The 16864-nt window shown below is 46.6% G+C and carries 18 protein-coding genes; 12 read left to right on the forward strand and 6 right to left on the reverse strand.

The window, feature by feature from the left end; all coding sequences use genetic code 11:
- Positions 1–1350 (reverse strand): uric acid permease PucJ, encoded by a 1350-nt coding sequence (gene pucJ, locus AC4CV5_RS04720; RefSeq protein ID WP_490922155.1) that lies wholly within the window; start codon positions 1348–1350, stop codon positions 1–3.
- Between the two features lie 147 nt (positions 1351–1497).
- The gene (gene pucR / locus AC4CV5_RS04725; RefSeq protein ID WP_248602164.1) at positions 1498–3093 is read right to left on the reverse strand and encodes a purine catabolism transcriptional regulator PucR; all 1596 of its coding nucleotides are present in this window, start codon (positions 3091–3093) and stop codon (positions 1498–1500) included.
- A 176-nt stretch (positions 3094–3269) separates the two neighbouring features.
- On the opposite strand from pucR, the gene AC4CV5_RS04730 reads away from it, so the two are divergent.
- Positions 3270–4613, forward strand: a complete 1344-nt coding sequence (locus AC4CV5_RS04730) for an allantoinase (protein ID WP_166848724.1) — start codon at positions 3270–3272, stop codon at positions 4611–4613.
- Positions 4614–4627: 14 nt separating this feature from the next.
- Here the strand turns inward: AC4CV5_RS04730 and AC4CV5_RS04735 are convergent, their stop codons facing one another.
- Positions 4628–5893 (reverse strand): glycosyltransferase, encoded by a 1266-nt coding sequence (locus AC4CV5_RS04735; protein ID WP_222141977.1) that lies wholly within the window; start codon positions 5891–5893, stop codon positions 4628–4630.
- Between the two features lie 114 nt (positions 5894–6007).
- On the opposite strand from AC4CV5_RS04735, the gene AC4CV5_RS04740 reads away from it, so the two are divergent.
- The 6 genes from AC4CV5_RS04740 to yunB all read left to right on the forward strand — a co-directional run bounded on the left by AC4CV5_RS04740 (position 6008) and on the right by yunB (position 10696).
- Complete coding sequence (locus AC4CV5_RS04740) at positions 6008–6355, forward strand: YunG family protein (RefSeq protein ID WP_248602161.1); 348 nt, start codon at positions 6008–6010, stop codon at positions 6353–6355.
- Positions 6356–6392: 37 nt separating this feature from the next.
- Complete coding sequence (locus AC4CV5_RS04745; protein ID WP_222142447.1) at positions 6393–7241, forward strand: DUF72 domain-containing protein; 849 nt, start codon at positions 6393–6395, stop codon at positions 7239–7241.
- Positions 7242–7258: 17 nt separating this feature from the next.
- Positions 7259–8080, forward strand: coding sequence for a sulfite exporter TauE/SafE family protein (locus tag AC4CV5_RS04750; protein ID WP_373923054.1), 822 nt, complete (start codon positions 7259–7261; stop codon positions 8078–8080).
- Between the two features lie 19 nt (positions 8081–8099).
- Complete coding sequence (locus AC4CV5_RS04755; protein ID WP_490922156.1) at positions 8100–9488, forward strand: bifunctional metallophosphatase/5'-nucleotidase; 1389 nt, start codon at positions 8100–8102, stop codon at positions 9486–9488.
- A 63-nt stretch (positions 9489–9551) separates the two neighbouring features.
- Positions 9552–9857, forward strand: a complete 306-nt coding sequence (locus AC4CV5_RS04760) for a YunC family protein (RefSeq protein ID WP_166848738.1) — start codon at positions 9552–9554, stop codon at positions 9855–9857.
- Between the two features lie 71 nt (positions 9858–9928).
- Positions 9929–10696 (forward strand): sporulation protein YunB, encoded by a 768-nt coding sequence (gene yunB, locus AC4CV5_RS04765; protein WP_166848741.1) that lies wholly within the window; start codon positions 9929–9931, stop codon positions 10694–10696.
- 27 nt (positions 10697–10723) lie between these two features.
- On the opposite strand, the gene lytH is transcribed toward yunB, so the two are convergent.
- The gene (lytH, locus tag AC4CV5_RS04770) at positions 10724–11704 is read right to left on the reverse strand and encodes an L-Ala--D-Glu endopeptidase (protein ID WP_326222025.1); all 981 of its coding nucleotides are present in this window, start codon (positions 11702–11704) and stop codon (positions 10724–10726) included.
- Between the two features lie 234 nt (positions 11705–11938).
- On the opposite strand from lytH, the gene lipA reads away from it, so the two are divergent.
- Positions 11939–12835, forward strand: a complete 897-nt coding sequence (lipA, locus tag AC4CV5_RS04775) for a lipoyl synthase (RefSeq protein ID WP_003222888.1) — start codon at positions 11939–11941, stop codon at positions 12833–12835.
- Positions 12836–12850: 15 nt separating this feature from the next.
- Here the strand turns inward: lipA and AC4CV5_RS04780 are convergent, their stop codons facing one another.
- Complete coding sequence (locus tag AC4CV5_RS04780; protein ID WP_166848746.1) at positions 12851–13486, reverse strand: YhcN/YlaJ family sporulation lipoprotein; 636 nt, start codon at positions 13484–13486, stop codon at positions 12851–12853.
- Positions 13487–13597: 111 nt separating this feature from the next.
- Here AC4CV5_RS04780 and AC4CV5_RS04785 point away from each other — a divergent pair, with 111 nt between their 5' ends.
- From AC4CV5_RS04785 to nucF, 3 genes are read left to right on the forward strand one after another with little or no spacing between them, the layout of a single operon-like run.
- Positions 13598–13873 (forward strand): YutD family protein, encoded by a 276-nt coding sequence (locus tag AC4CV5_RS04785; protein WP_003228682.1) that lies wholly within the window; start codon positions 13598–13600, stop codon positions 13871–13873.
- 24 nt (positions 13874–13897) lie between these two features.
- A complete protein-coding gene (locus AC4CV5_RS04790) occupies positions 13898–14332 on the forward strand; it encodes a DUF86 domain-containing protein (RefSeq protein WP_490922157.1) in 435 nt (144 codons plus the stop codon).
- A gap of 28 nt (positions 14333–14360) precedes the next feature.
- Complete coding sequence (nucF, locus tag AC4CV5_RS04795; RefSeq protein ID WP_222141971.1) at positions 14361–15131, forward strand: 5' nucleotidase NucF; 771 nt, start codon at positions 14361–14363, stop codon at positions 15129–15131.
- A 23-nt stretch (positions 15132–15154) separates the two neighbouring features.
- Here the strand turns inward: nucF and AC4CV5_RS04800 are convergent, their stop codons facing one another.
- Positions 15155–15655 (reverse strand): phosphatidylglycerophosphatase A family protein, encoded by a 501-nt coding sequence (locus tag AC4CV5_RS04800; protein WP_166848755.1) that lies wholly within the window; start codon positions 15653–15655, stop codon positions 15155–15157.
- 152 nt (positions 15656–15807) lie between these two features.
- Between AC4CV5_RS04800 and cotNH the strand changes: the two genes are divergently transcribed.
- On the forward strand, positions 15808–16827 hold the full coding sequence (gene cotNH, locus AC4CV5_RS04805) for a spore coat-associated protein CotNH (protein WP_490922211.1): 1020 nt from the start codon (positions 15808–15810) through the stop codon (positions 16825–16827).
- The last annotated feature ends 37 nt before the right edge of the window (positions 16828–16864 follow it).

Here is a 16864-nt window from a genome sequence, read left to right on the forward strand (position 1 = left end):
TTACACCTCTTTTTCTAATGCAAGTGTATGGTCTAATATTGGAAGTTCAGTTTTCTGCGCTGTTTTTTCTTTTTTGCCGCGCAAGCTGAAAAATAGATTCAAAAAGATGGCGGTCAGGCTTCCGGTGATGGTTCCGTCACTTACCAGAATCCGGATAGGAGCGGGGAATTCAGCGAAAATCCCGGGCACCGTGCTGGCGCCGATGCCGAGTGCGATTGAGCATGCGATGGTCAGCAGGTGATATTGATTTGTGAGATCCGCTGTACTGAGCATTTTGACGCCTGACGCAATCACCATGCCAAACATGACAACGGTCGCGCCGCCAAGCACAGCCGCAGGAACGGCGGAAGCAAGAGCTGCAATCTTCGGAATCAGTCCGAGACAGACAAGGATACAGCCTGCAGTAACAACGATATTTCTCGTTTTTACCTTTGTCAGCTGCAGTAAGCCGGCGTTTTGCGCAAAGGTGTTATAGGGGAAGGCGTTGAACAGCCCGCCGATGAGAATGGCGATTCCTTCCGCCCGATAGCCTTTGACAAGGTCTTTTGCGGTTAAAGGTCTGCCGCATATCTTTCCGATTGCGTAGAAAACGCCGGTTGATTCGACAATAATGACGATTCCGACGATCAGCATCGTTAAGATCGGGCCGATTTCAAATGAAGGGGCTCCGAAGTAAAACGGCTTCGGGATTTGGAAGTAAGGGGCTTCAGCGACATCAGAGAAGCTGACTTTGCCTAAGATGGCTGCTGCCGCTGTTCCGGCAGCGATTCCAATCAGAACGGACAGGGTTCGGGCAAACCCTTTGAGAAAGCGGTTGAGGACTAAGATCAGGACAAGGACGCCGACAGAGAGAAGAAGGTTTTCGAGCGAACCGTATTCGGGGTTGGCGCTGCCGTTTATTTTTTCGCCGCCAGCCATATTTTTCACACCTGTCGGAACAAGTGAAAGGCCGATTAAGGTTACAACGGTACCTGTTACGACAGGAGGGAATAACGCGGTCAGCTTGCCGAAAAAACGTGCAAACATAAAGATGAAAACTCCTGTCGCGATGATTGAACCGTAAATCGCTTGAACGCCGTAATTCGCGCCTATTGCAATCATCGGGGTGACGGCCACAAATGAACTGCCGAGCATGACGGGTAGCCCGATGCCGATGTGTGCTCCGCGCAAGGTTTGCAAAAGTGTCGCGACGCCGCACGTTAACAGGTCAATCGCCAACAGGTAAGACAGCTGTTCAGGTGTTACATTCAGCGCCCTGCCGACAAGCAGGGGCACTAAAATCGCACCTGCATACATGGCCAGCACATGTTGCAGTCCAAGAGTAAACACCGCGAACGATTTTTGTTTCACCATAGTCCCTCCTTTTATATGTGAACTTTAGTAACATGATAGCGTGCCGATTATCGGGTGTCATTGGATACAGTAGCCGAAAAAGACAGGTGCTATTGCTGAAAGTGACGAAAAACGATTCGGTTTGTAAGAGAATGTGACAAACAATTAGCTAATTAGCCGCTGCATCCGTAAGGCAAGCCGCAAACGCATCGTCGTCTCAGGATCTTTTAAGCTTTTGCCCAGCAGCTCTTCACATTTTTCAAGGCGGTAGATGACCGTATTACGATGAACGTACAGACGCTTTGCCGTCTCGGAAATTTGGCAGTGTGTCTCTAAATAGACGGACAGCGTATGAAGCAGGCTTTGGTCCTCCTGCTGTTTTTCAGCAAGGCTTTGAAGCGTCGAGTTGTAAAACTTCTTCAAATCTTCAACAGGAAGCAGGCGGAGAAGCTCAGGCACATCTTTGGCATGATACACTTGAATAAACTCCGTGCTTCTTGACAAATGCCCTGATTGCAGAGCGTCTGAAGCTTCGGTGAACGCGTCGGGAACGTCAATGAGCCTTTGGCATATATTGCTGATGCCAAAGGACACAGTCCGTTTAAATTGCGCTTTGACCTGTGTTTGAAACTGTTCTAAAAAGCTGATCACCGAGGCGTGCATTTCACTCCAGCTGTCTGTCGCCTCAATCAGAATAATGCCGACATTTCCTTTAATAAAGAGGTGAGGCGGAAACGGGAAGGCTGATAATTCGCCTTCAAGAAATTCGAATACGCCGTCGGAAGCGAGCTGATTTTCTGTAAAGCTGATCGATTCGTCATTCCGGTCGAGTTTTCCGGCAATGCACATGTATTTTTGATCCCAGCGAAGCTTAAACTCCTTCGCCCGGTTTTTGATTTCGTCGTCTGAAGAAAATGAGCGCTCAATAAAATTGCTGAAAAATTCATTGCGCGCACGCCGGCCGAATTGCTTCAGCGCATTTTCCTTCAGCAGTTCAAAGGAAATCACGTTGGCTGCTTGCTCAATGGTGAGAATCAACCCTTTGTCGCCAGCCTGCACCATGTCCGGTATCAGCAGGTAGCCGCAGTTTTTTTCGTGATTATAAATAGGAAGAACAGAATACGTTTTTCGATCCGAGAACGTAGAGAAACAAGTGAAAAACGGCCCGGATACGGTATTCAGGGTGCTTTTCAGCTTTACGGTTTCAAATGAAATCTGATGGGATGCTGACAGTATTTTGGCATGCTGGTCAAGAAGCAGCACGGGCAGCTGAAGAAGGTCTGACACCTTTTTAAGGAGAGATTGCAGCCCCTTTCCGCTCATAATGTGGTTTGTGAATTTTTTGTGTGCGTAAATGGCTTGCTGCAGCTCGTTAGAACGCATATCGAGAATGTGGCTGAGTGTTGCATTTACAATATCGCCGAGGCGGATGTGTTCTGGAAGCTCAATGATCGGAAACGCGTATGAATCGGCCAGCTCGATGATTTCTTTCGGGATATCCTCCAGGTAGCGCTTTGTTTTAATGCCGAGGCCCGCACAGCCGCGTTTTGCCATTTGCTGAATCAGTTCAGATAACTGGTGCGGGTGATCCTTCAGGTGATACGCGGTAGTGACGAGTAATTCGTTCTTATGCAGAAAGTCTGCGATATCCGGAGCGTCCATCATATTGACATGCTGAACCTCTCTTTCTCCTCCTGCTTTTCCCGCGATTAAATTGGCGTTTTTATAAGCCGGTATTTTCATCACATCAAAAATATTCATAGAGCATTCTCCTTTTCTATAAAAAATATTGGTTAAGATGAATAATTTTCAATAGGAATTCTAGCGGTTTTGCTGATGTAATACGATCATAGTAGCAGTAAACTGTTGAAAATAGAACTGATTGTGTTACATAAACTGACATGGAAAATCGTCAACTTTACATAGGGGGGATCAATATGGCGTACGATATGGTGATAAAAGGTGCGAAAGCAGTTACGCCAGACGGCGTTAAAGAAGCTGATATTGCTGTTCAAAATGGTGTCATTGCCGAGATTGGTTCAGCCATTGAAGCAAGCGGGGCAGCAATGATCCAGGCAGACGGCCAATATGTGTTTCCGGGTGCGATAGACTGCCATGTTCATTTCAATGAACCGGGCAGAGAGGACTGGGAGGGGATTGAAACAGGTTCCCAGATGATGGCAGCAGGCGGCTGCACCACTTATTTTGATATGCCGCTCAATTGCATTCCATCAACTGTGACGGCAGAACACCTTCTCGCAAAAGCCGAACTCGGCAGGGAAAAGTCAATCGTGGATTTTGCGCTATGGGGCGGCCTTGTGCCCGGTCACATCGATGACATCCGCCCAATGGCTGAAGCGGGAGCGATCGGGTTTAAAGCATTTTTATCAAAATCAGGCACAGACGAGTTCCGCTCTGTTGATGAACGAACCTTGCTCAAAGGCATGACAGAAATCGCGGCTGCAGGAAAAATCCTCGCTCTTCACGCCGAGAGCGACGCGATCACAAGCTATTTGCAGATGGTTTTGGCCAATAAAGGAAAAGTGGATGCAGATGCGTACGCCGCCTCTCGCCCGGAGGAAGCCGAAGCTGAAGCGGTGTATCGCACGATTCAGTATGCGAAGGTGACGGGCTGTCCGGTTCATTTTGTCCATATCAGCACGGCGAAAGCGGTCCGGCTGATCAGAGAGGCGAAACAGGAAGGGCTTGATGTTTCGGTCGAAACATGCCCGCATTATGTCTTGTTCAGCCATGACGATTTACGGCAAAAGGGCTCTGTTGCAAAATGCGCGCCTCCGCTCCGGTCACGGGAGTCGCAGGAAGCGCTGATCGAGGCGCTCATTGCGGGGCACATTGACATGGTTTCCTCAGACCATTCCCCTTGTCGTCCATCCTTAAAGCGGGAGGATAATCTCTTTTTATCATGGGGCGGAATCAGCGGCGGACAGTTCACTTTATTAGGAATGCTGGAATTGGCTCTTGAACATCAAATTCCGTTTGAAACCATCGCTGAATGGACAGCGGCTGCACCTGCGAGACGATTCGGACTTCAGAAAAAAGGGCGGCTTGAAGCGGGATGTGATGCAGATTTTGTCCTCGTCAGCATGGAGCCGTACACTGTCACAAGAGAATCGATGTTTGCGAAGCATAAGCATAGCATTTACGAAGGACATACATTCCCCTGCGGCATTTCGGCTACATACAGCAGGGGCCGGTGTGTGTACAGTGGCAGGGACAAAACAGAAAGAGCAATTGAGGGAGCGCTGATCGTTCCATCGTAAAAAACCCGGCAGATTTATTTTGCCGGGTTTTTTTCCTCTAGTTTTTCTTCAATAAAATCCGCAGTATGTCTAACTCCATCTTCTTTAACTATAAGAGAGGCAGCTTCAGATGCACGTTGAGAATACGTATGGTTTGAAACCAGTTCATTGATCTTGGAAACGAAGGCTTTAACTGACATATCCCTTTCTTTCAGAGGGGCAGCAGCCACTCCGATGTCTCGCATTTTTCTTGCCCAAAAAGGCTGATCCCCTGAGAATGGGCATATTACCATAGGTTTGCCGGCCTTCAATGCCGCGGCCGTCGTCCCAGCCCCTCCATGATGAATGACAGCTTGTGATTGAGGAAAAATCCAGTCATGAGGAATGGAGCCGGCTGTAAAAATATGAGGTGAATCTATCGTCTGTTTAATCCCGCTCGAGCCCGTCAGCAAAATGGCACGCTGCCCGGTTTCTTTGAATGCTTGCTGAAGCATGTCCAGAATGTGATCCGGGTTTCGTAATGGCATACTGCTAAAGCTAACCGTAAAAGGCGGCCCCGCTTCTAAAAAACGCAATAACTCAGGTGGAGGGGTCCAGGCATCTTCGTCTAAAAACCAGAATCCTTGCATAGAAACATGGCCTTTCCATTGTTGGTCAAAGGGAATGATGGAAGGACTGCACCCATACAGAACAGGAATATGCTTTCCATTCAGTATGGAATCATCCTTAAAAACAGAACGTTTATCAGGCAGGCTAAGTGTCTCATGTCTCCACTTGTTAATCAGCGAAAAAAACGCTGCGGTCAATAATCGATTCATTTTAAAACTGGCTCTGTTAAGGGCTCCGTTCTGCATGGCAAACGGTAAGACAGGGTTTGTAAAAAGACGGGTGGGAGCTATAACAGGAACGGGATGAGCGATAAAGGCAGGGATGTGCAGGGCTTCGGCTATATCATAACCGCCAAATACTTTAGGATGATAAATGATTGCATCAGCATCTTTAGAGGCCGCCCATATATCGTCTAACATTTGTTCCATCATCGGATAAATGACGGTTTTCATTTGGCTGACAATCGATATCAGATTCCCTTTCAGCATGTTTTTTCCCTCTTCTGATTGCGTCAAATCTGCGTAATCAGCTCTGATGGCTGAAAAGGTGAGCCTGTTTTTCTCGGCTAGATCTTTGAACGCGCCTCCAGTGCAAATCGTTATATGATGTCCGCGTTTGGATAATTCTTTTCCTAATGCGATAAAAGGCTGTACATCGCCCCTCGTACCGATCGTAAGCAGGTTGATTTTCATGATTCGCCTCCGGAATGTCATTCATTACCACTAATTTATCATACATAAGCATCTGATCAGTTTTTAAAATGCAATCAACGTGGTATCTTTTTTAAATGGGAGGCGGCGGAGGCAATGAAACATGTCACATACATACTAAAGCAATCTTGGTCGCGCCATACGAGCTCTAAATGGACAGAAGAATGTCCGGCATGCGGCCAATGCGGAGTGACAGCATTGGTGATTCAGGATCAATTCGGCGGCGCTATTTTCAAAACAAAAGTCGGTGAGAGCTGGCATTTTTATAACAGCATCAATGGCGTGATGTACGATTTTACGAGTGAACAGTTTCAGGCGCCGCTTGAATATCAGCACATTCCTTCTTCAAGAGAAGAAGCGTTTTTAGATACGAATGAGGAACAATACCAGCATCTTCATTCAGCATTTTCCCGCCATATGAACAGCATTTCCGAGGAAACCTGAAAACACGTGTGATAAACTGGGAGAGAGGTGAATGATTGTGATTTATATCGGACTGACGGGATGGGGGGATCATGACAGCATCTATCCGCCGAAAACGGCCAGCCAGAAAAAATTGCAGGCCTATTCCTCCCATTTTCCGATCGTTGAATTAGACGCGAGCTTTTACGCAATTCAGCCGGCGCGAAATAATGAAAAGTGGGTGAAGGAAACGCCGGAAACCTTCCAATTTATCGTGAAAGCGTATCAGGGTATGACGGGACATCAGCGCGGAGAAATTCCCTTTGACTCAAAAGAGGAGATGTTTGCCGCGTTTAAGGTGTCTTTAACCCCATATTTACATAGCAATAAGCTTGCCATGGTGCTGTTTCAATTTCCGCCATGGTTTGACTGCAAGAAGGAGAATGTCGCTTATTTGAGATGGTGCAAGCACCAAATGGGCGATATCCCATGTGCGCTTGAATTCAGAAACCGCTCCTGGTTCTCTCCGCCATTTTATGAGCAGACGCTTTCATTTATGAAAGCGGAAGGCTGGATTCACAGTGTCTGTGATGAACCGCAAATCGGAGAAGGAAGCGTTCCGACTGTATTGCGCGCGACCGATGAAAACAAAACGCTCGTCAGGTTTCACGGGCGCAACAAGCAGGGCTGGATGAAGCCTGATGGCGGGAAAAACTGGCGGGAGGTCAGGTACCTATACCGCTACAACCAACAGGAGCTGGAGGATTGGAAAAAGCACCTGAATGAATTGCAGCAGCAATGTAAGGATGTTTTTGTCCTGTTCAATAACAATTCCGGCGGAGACGCCGCGGATAACGGCAAGCAGATGCTTGAACTGCTTGATATCGAGTACAGCGGACTTGCTCCGAGACAGCTCGATTTATTTTAGAAAAGAGGTTTTGATTGATGTCGTTTGTGATTTTGGTCGTACTGGGATTAATCGCAGGTACGGTTGGAAGTCTGATTGGGCTTGGCGGCGGAATTGTCATCGTGCCGTCTCTTATGTTTCTAAGCGCAGTGACGCCGCTGTTTCAGGATGTAACGCCGCAGGTCGCAATTGGAACTTCGCTTTTGGTCATTATTTTTACGGGTCTTTCTTCAACTTTGGCTTATATTAAATATAAAACCGTTGATTATAAGAGCGGGCTCATTTTCTTTATCGGTTCAGGTCCCGGCAGTATTATTGGAGCTTACGTGTCAAAGCTGTTCAATTCAAACTCGTTTTCCATTTGGTTTGGCATTTTTATGATTCTTATCTCATTATCCTTAATGCTGAAAGCGAAAGCCCGGCCGGTCAATAAAGCTCATAAAGGGATTATTCGGACATTTCAGGATGATGCAGGTGAGCCTTATACGTACTCATATCAGGCCCCTATTGGCATTGCGATTGCCTTTGTCGTCGGCTTTTTAGGGGGGCTTTTCGGAATAGGCGGCGGATCGCTCATGGTTCCGGCGATGATGCTGTTATTCCTGTTCCCGCCGAAGGTTGCGGTGGCAACGTCCATGTTTATTATTTTCCTGTCCTCTATGACAGGGTCTGTTTCACATGTTATTTCCGGGCACGTCAATTGGCTGTATGCCCTCGCACTTGTGCCTGGTGCTTGGTTCGGCGGAAAGCTTGGCGCCGCCATCAACAGAAAAATGCAGACGAAAACGATCGTAATGATCATGCGGATCGTATTGATTTTGATCGGCTGCCAGCTCATTTATGAAGGCATTTTCAGCTGAACGATTAGGGAGAGATAATATGAAGGAGAAGCTCCGCTTATATCATACAAATGATTTGCACAGCCATTTTGAAAACTGGCCGAAAATTGTAGATTATATCGAGCAGAAAAGAAAAGAGCATCAATCAGACAGCGAAGAGACGCTCGTTTTTGATATTGGCGATCATCTTGATCGTTTTCAATTCGTGACAGAGGCGACTTTCGGAAAAGCGAATGTCGATCTCTTAAACCGTCTTCACATTGATGGAGCGGTGATCGGCAATAACGAAGGGATTACGCTTCCGCATGAAGAGCTCGCAGCCTTATATGATCATGCTGAATTTCCCGTTATCGTCTCGAATCTGTATGACAAAAACGGAAACCGTCCGTCCTGGGCTGTTCCTTACCATATCAAAACATTGAAAAACGGTATGTCCATTGCTTTCTTAGGCGTAACTGTGCCGTATTATCCCGTTTATGACAAACTGGGATGGACAGTAACAGACGCTCTTGAAAGCGTAAAGGAAACCATTCAAGAAGTGAAAGGGCAGGCTGATATCATTGTTTTACTGTCGCATTTAGGCATTCTTGATGATCAGGCGATGGCTGAAGCTGTACCTGAGATTGATGTGATACTCGAATCGCACACCCATCATTTGCTTGAAGATGGACAAGAGGTAAACGGCGTATTACTTGCCAGCGCCGAGAAATACGGGCATTATGTCGGCTGTGTAGAAATCACGGTGGACAGCATTCAGCGAAGCATCATCAGCAAAACAGCGTCAGTACAGAATATGGCGGAATGGACAGGAGAATCAGCAGAAACAAAAGCGTTTCTTCATGAAAAAGAACATGAAGCCGAGGATAAGATGTCCGAGGCCGTTGCAGAGCTCGCGCAAGATGCTGAGGTGAAGTGGTTTGAAGAATCAGAGCTGCCTTTGCTTTTGGCGTACGCATTAAAGGAATGGTGCGGGACGGACATCAGTATGGTGAATTCCGGTGTCATTCTCGGTCCGCTGAAAGCGGGTCCTGTGACGAAGCTGGATCTGCACCGCATCTGCCCTCATCCGATCAACCCGGTAGCTGTCCGCCTGACGGGAGAAGAACTGAAAGAGACCATTGTCCATGCGGCTTCCGAACAAGTGGAGCAGCTCCGGATCAAAGGACTCGGCTTCCGCGGAGAAGTAATGGGAAAAATGGTGTACGCGGGTGTTGAAGTAGAAACGAAACGGCTGGATGACGGAATCACGCATGTCACACGGATCACGCTGAACGGGGAAGAGATTGAAAAACATAAACAATACTCTGTTGCGGTGCTTGACATGTTTACGCTCGGCAGACTGTTTCCGATCATCCGCGACGCCGCAGAAAAAGAATATTTTATGCCGGAGTTTTTACGGGATCTGCTCGCTTGGAAGCTCGCGCAATAAGGAGGTCAGCCCACAACAAGCTGTGCCCTTCATCATAAAGTGAAGATGAAGGGAGTGGTTGACGTGGTAAATCTGACACCAATCATGATAGAAGGACAGCCTTTTACAGCTGTGACAGTGAAGCTTCCAAAAACGAATTTTATGGCAGTCACAAATGATCACGGATACATTATGTGCGGCGCGCTTGATGTGGCACTGCTGAATGAAAAATTAAAGGAGCGGGGCATTGTGGCGGGGCGCGCAGTTGGTGTACGCACCATTGACCAGCTGTTAGATGCACCTTTAGAATCCGTCACGTACGCCGCGGAAGATCTCGGCATCCATGCCGGCATGAGCGGCAGAGAAGCACTTTTAAAAATGGCGAAATAAAATAATTTGGCCCTGCTATTACTATGTCCCCTCTTACAAGCATACATTGTGATATGTAAGGGGGGATTTTCTTGCCAAGATATCGCGGCCCTTTTCGCAAGAGAGGACCTTTGCCTTTCCGGTATGTGATGCTTCTGTCAGTTGTCTTTTTTATCCTGTCAACTACAGTCAGCCTTTGGATGATCAATGGCTCGATCAAACCTGTTTTAATGAGTATCGGCGAGATGGAAACGAAGCGTATAGCGACAGAGGTGATCCAGGATTCAATTGAGGATTATATGTCTGACAGTGAGAATATGAAAGATATGTTTCAAATGAATTCTGATGAAAACGGAAACTTAACGACAATCGATTTTAATACACAGGTCGTAAACAGTGTGAAAACAAAAGTAACAAAGCAGCTTCAAGCTCATCTGAAAGAGATGGAAACCCACACCGGACACAGCGGCGCCAGTGAAAATATTATGATCAACATTCCGCTGGGACAGGTAACCGGCAACAGCCTACTCGGAAACCTTGGGCCGAAAATCCCAGTCCGGTTCAATTTAATCGGTGACGCTTTTACAGATGTCAAAACCAAAATCAAGCCGTATGGCATAAATAATGCACTTATTGATATCAGCATCTTTGTTGAAATTAAAGTGAAGGTCATCATTCCGTTTGCAAGCAAAACCGCTGTCGTCACAAATAATGTTCCTGTATCGATTAAAGCAGTACAGGGCGAAGTGCCGCAGTTTTATAACGGAAGCGGCGGCTCAGGTGTCACGCCTTCTGTCCAGCTCCCAAGCAGCAAAGAAGAGGACAGTGCCGAATCGAAAAATGAAAAAAGCAGCAAATAAGCCGCCTGTCGAAGAGGCGGCTTTTCGTTATTTCTTTTTTTTGTATTCATACCGCTCCCACGCTCGCAAATGCGGGTACGGATCAAACGACCATTCGGTTTTTCCGTTATCTTTATACATCCCGTAGTGAAGGTGCGGCGGGAACTTACCAGCTGTTCCCGGCGGGCCGTATCCTGAGCTGCCGACAGATCCGATCACTTGGCCAGGCTCAACGATTTGTCCTGTTTTAATCCCTTTGGCAAACCCATTGAGATGGGCAAAATAATGATACGTATTGTTAATGTCTCTGATGCCGATTCTCCATCCTCCGAAGCGGTTCCAGCCCTTCATTTCAACTACGCCGTAACAGGTTGATTTGACAGGAAGGCCGTAATGGGCAAAGATATCCGTGCCTTCATGAATCCGTCTCCCCCCGAAGCCGCGGGCATCACCCCATGTGCTGCGATAGCTGTAATCGGTTCTGATCGGAAGCGGAAACGCATGCTCGCCCAGATCAATATGACCGTAAGCTTTAAACAGTTTCATGAATTCAGATATGATCCCGACCGTCTGATCACGCCTGTAATAATTCCAAAGCCCGATACGGATGTTGTCCTCATCTGTGCCATACGATAGCAAGTATTGGCTGAATGTATACAAAATATCTTCGTCATTGCTGACCTCGGCTTTTCCATCTCCGTCACCATCCATTCCGATTCCGTCAAACACTTTAATGCTTAACGGCGCATCGTCTTTCGGATTCGGGTTTTCAGGCCCGCTCCAGATTTCATCCGGTATATAGATGCTGATGATTCCCGCTTTGTCAGGCAGATCTTTTCGGTTGCTCCGCACGTTTTCCTCGTACTGGTCTACTGCGGCGAGCGCAAACCAAGGAATCTGCGTCACAGCTTCGACTTTATGATATAATTCCATCCGTTTTGACAGTACTGGATCTGAAAGCTTTTTTCCAGACGCCGAAGGCTCAAACGCAAACAAAAGGAGAAGAAGAGCGGATAACAAAACTTTCACAAAATAATCTCCTTTCATATTGAATACACATAGTTTGCGGCAAGCTGGCTTAAAAATGTCAGTAATGATCTTCCCTTGTCGAGAAATTTTTCCTATGTTAAAGTGTCTAAAGAAAAGACTTTCTTTAGTTAGAAAAACATTATTTTTGTTGCAGAAATAAAACCTGCACCTTTCTCGTTTTCAGAATGTTTCGTGTCAGAAATTGAGTATATTGGATATTGGAGATGATGGGAATTGGCAAAGAAAGACGAACACCTCAGAAAGCCCGAATGGCTCAAAATCAAATTAAATACAAATGAAAACTATACAGGGCTCAAAAAACTTATGCGGGAAAACAATCTGCATACCGTATGCGAAGAAGCAAAATGTCCGAATATTCATGAATGCTGGGCGGTCAGACGTACAGCGACATTTATGATTTTAGGTTCTGTTTGTACAAGAGCATGCCGTTTCTGTGCTGTCAAAACGGGCCTTCCGACTGAGCTTGATCTGCAGGAGCCGGAACGCGTAGCGGATTCTGTTGCGCTTATGAATCTGAAACACGCGGTCATTACAGCTGTTGCGCGTGATGACCAGAAAGACGGCGGGGCAGGCATTTTCGCGGAAACTGTCCGTGCGATCCGCAGAAAAAGCCCGTTCACAACAATTGAGGTGCTGCCGTCTGATATGGGCGGAAACTACGATAACCTGAAAACCTTGATGGATACACGCCCAGACATCCTGAATCACAATATCGAAACGGTTCGCCGCCTGACGCCAAGAGTCCGCGCGCGCGCGACGTACGACCGTTCGTTGGAATTTTTGCGCCGTGCGAAGGAAATGCAGCCTGACATTCCGACAAAATCAAGCATCATGATCGGACTCGGCGAAACGAAGGAAGAAATTATTGAAGTCATGGACGACCTCTTGGCAAACAACGTGGATATTATGGCAATCGGCCAATATCTGCAACCGACGAAAAAACACTTGAAAGTCCAAAAATACTATCACCCTGATGAATTTGCAGAATTAAAGGAAATCGCGATGCAAAAAGGCTTCAGCCACTGCGAAGCCGGCCCGCTTGTCCGTTCTTCTTACCATGCGGATGAACAGGTGAACGAAGCATCTAAAAAGCGCCAAGCACAAGCATAATGCCAAAACGCCAGATCATCTGGCGTTTTTGTCATTCCTATCGATTTTCATGTCCTGACGGGTTTCTCCGTTGGCATTTTCATTTTCTGAGACGGGGTTTCCTTGCGGGGAGGTTTTCATTTCTTGAATCGTCCCCGACATGATCTCTCTGATATCCCTTGAACCGGATCCGAGATTGCTGTAATTTTCGATTGACTGCATATGGTTTGGATTATCGGAAATATACACATGATAGTACCGCGGTATCACAGAAGCAGCGGTTTTCTTCACCTGATCGGCGGTCAGTTCGCGGTCTTTTGAATCGGTTTTATACACGACAAGCGCTTCTTGATCGGTCACCAATGTTGCAGCATCTTGAATATGGGGGAGCTGAACCGTTAAACTTGATATCATGTGAGCGGTTTCTTCCCGGTTCATCACCGGCGTTTTCTGCTGTTCGCCGTCAAATTGTTCTTTTTGATAGCGGACATAGCCAAATTGTTCATTCTCATCATGCCGGTTAAAAGCCTCGTTGCGATCAGACACATGAATTGGTCTGGTTTGATTCTGCGTCTGATTCCTGACATTTTGCCCGGCATTGTCCAATCCTGCGCCTCCGCACCCGGATAAAAGCACGGTCAACAGGCAGAGGCTGACAGCAGTTCGTTTCATTTAAATCCCTCCTCATGTGTAGGGTAGCCAAATTGCATGATTTATTCTTTAGCAATTGATGGGGACGGGGCAATGAATTATGATAGGAATGAGTGAAAAAGAGGTGAGATCATGATTCTTATTCAAAATGCCGAATTTGAATTGGTGCACAATTTCAAAGACGGCTTCAATGAAGAGGCTTTTAAAGCCCGCTACTCCGATATTTTAAATAAATACGATTATATTGTGGGAGACTGGGGATACGGTCAGCTCAGGCTCAAGGGCTTCTTTGACGACCAGAATCAAAAGGCAACCTTCGAAACGAAAATCAGTACATTGGATGAATACATTTACGAATACTGCAATTTCGGCTGTGCGTATTTTGTCTTAAAACGGATCAGAAAATAAATATACACAAAAGGGGATGCTGTCATGTATTTTGTTGACAGAAATAAGATCGAGCAAACACTCGGGTTCTTTGAGCACCAGCTGTCGCTTTTTAACTCGCAACTAGACTGGCAGTCTGAAATCGGGGGACTGGCACTTGAGCGTATAGGCCATCTGTTAATCGAATGCATTTTGGATACAGGCAATGACATGATTGACGGTTTTATTATGCGGGACCCGGGCAGCTATGATGACATTATGGACATACTTGTTGATGAAAAAGTTGTCACGGAACAAGAGGGAACTGAGCTTAAGGAATTGATCGCCTACCGCAAAACATTGGTTCAGCAGTACCTGCTCGCTGACAGCGACGAGCTTTACAGGCTGATCATGGCACATCAGACAGCTCTTCAAAACTTCCCGAAACGGATCAGAAGCTACTTGGAAACAGAGCTTGGTCCTGTTTCTGCGTTTAAATAACAACTGGAAAGCCACAGGAGTGTTGGAAATGAAAACATATAAAGGGTATTTAATTGATTTAGACGGAACGATGTACAATGGCACGGAAAAAATTGAGGAAGCGTGTGAATTTGTCAGAACGCTGAAAGATCGCGGCGTTCCTTATCTTTTCGTGACAAACAATTCTTCGCGGACACCGAAGCAGGTAGCGGACAAGCTTGTGTCTTTTGATATTCCCGCAACGGAAGAGCAGGTCTTCACGACCAGCATGGCGACTGCCCAGCATATCGCCCAGCAGAAAAAAGACGCGTCTGTATATGTGATCGGGGAAGAAGGCATCCGCCAGGCGATTGAAGAAAACGGCCTGACTTTTGGCGGGGAAAACGCGGATTATGTCGTTGTCGGTATTGACCGTTCCATTACATACGAAAAATTTGCTGTCGGCTGCCTGGCAATCAGAAATGGCGCCCGCTTTATTTCTACAAACGGAGATATTGCGATCCCGACTGAAAGAGGCCTCCTGCCTGGAAACGGCTCACTGACATCTGTATTAACCGTATCCACAGGCGTACAGCCGGTATTTATCGGCAAGCCGGAATCAATCATCATGGAGCAGGCGATGCGCGTTCTAGGCACAGATGTATCCGAAACACTCATGGTCGGCGACAACTACGCGACCGACATTATGGCCGGCATTAACGCCGGTATGGATACGCTGCTCGTTCACACAGGCGTAACGAAAAGAGAGCATATGACAGACGATATGGAAAAACCGACTCACGCCATTGACTCTCTGACTGAATGGATTCCATACATTTAAAAAGGGCACCCAAAAGGGTGCCCTTATTCTGTATGCCGCGCACGGTGTGCGAGCCTGCTTGAGGCCGCGGCGGAAATCGCGCCGACGATGTCATCTAAAAAGGTATGGCATTCGCCGGTTGATTTATCATTTAAATGTTTAAGGATTCCGGGTTTTTCTTTGTCGATGTAACCATAGTTCGTAAATCCGATCGATCCGTAAATGTTCACGATGGAAAATGCCAGAACTTCATCTACTCCGTATAGGCTTTCATCGGTTTCCAGCATCGTTTGCAGCGGTTCAGACAGTTTTTTCTGCTCAGCAAGAACATCCAATTCAATGCCCGTTAAAATCGCGTTTTGCACCTCGCGTTTTGCGAGAACGCGATTGACGTTCAACGTGCATTCATCAATGGTTAAATCCGGATGATATTTTTTCTGCAGAAAAAAGACAAGCTCGGCAATGTCTGATACCTCAACGCCGCGCTCCTTCATCCGTGCTCTTGCTTTTGCTTCCATCTGATTGATTTGTTCGTTTTCTGACATCAGCTTCACCCAATCTTTTTTACTAGTTTATACAAAATGTTTGAGATGTTTACGACTTTTTCTTGCGCCTTCGTCGGATTAAAATATGTATTCATAATTCCGGACGTGTATGACTACGATGTGATGAGCCCTAATTCAACAGGCAGGTGATCATTGTGAAAGGTACAATAAAAGAAAAATACGGTATTCACATCAGGCAGCTTTCGATGTACCAGCACACATATCAATGCTTTCAGACACCGAATTCATTCTTTCTGATTGTCCCCGTTTCCCAATTCTCAGAGACAGAGCTGGCAGAGCTTTATTACATGAGTCAGTATTTACAAGAACAAAGTGACCCATACGTTTCGGTTTTTATCTTTACAAAAGAAGGTGAGCTGACGTTTGAACATGAGGGGAAAACGTACGCTCTGCTGAAGGCGGCACCCCCTTTTTCAAACCGTGCGTTCTCCATTGGACAGGAGCTGGCGGAATTTCACCGAAAAGGCAGAGGGTATCCGTATGAAGTGAAGGCAGCCGGAAGAATCGGCCAGTGGAAGGATCTGTGGGGAAAACGCATTGATCAGCTGGAGGTGTTTTGGCAGCGAAAGGTTCATACCCCACCTCATGAGCCATTCGATAAAAAAATGATCGAATCATTTCCATATTATTTAGGGCTGTCAGAAAACGCGATACAATATTTAGTGGACACTGAGCTGGATGACAAGCCCCAAGCCGCTGATTCAGGAACGATATGCCATCAGCGGATGGAAAGACATACATGGTCACCCGAATCCCTGATCAGGATTCCTGCGGATTGGGTATTTGACCACGCCTCACGTGATTTGGCTGAATATATGAGGCATACGTTTTTGCATCACAGACAAGATTTTAATCAACAAGGCTTTCACTTTTTGCAGGAATACGAACAAGTTACGCCGCTGTCTTCGTTTTCAAAACGTCTATTATACAGCCGCCTGCTCTTTCCGCTTCATTATTTTGAAATCGTGGAGAGCTACTACATGTCATCAGAATCAGAAAAGCATTATCGCGAAGAGCAGCTTGACTTCATTCTTAGTGACTGCGGACGCTATGAGCAATTTCTCAATACAGCGCAGGAATTCATGAACATGCGGGCGCAAAAGCCATTTGTTCCCCGCGTGAACTGGCTCGGTAAAGGCAGCCCAAGGTGAGGAGAAAATCTGACAAAAATAATTAGAAAATAAAGAA

The organism is Bacillus sp. NS1 (genome assembly GCF_058248265.1).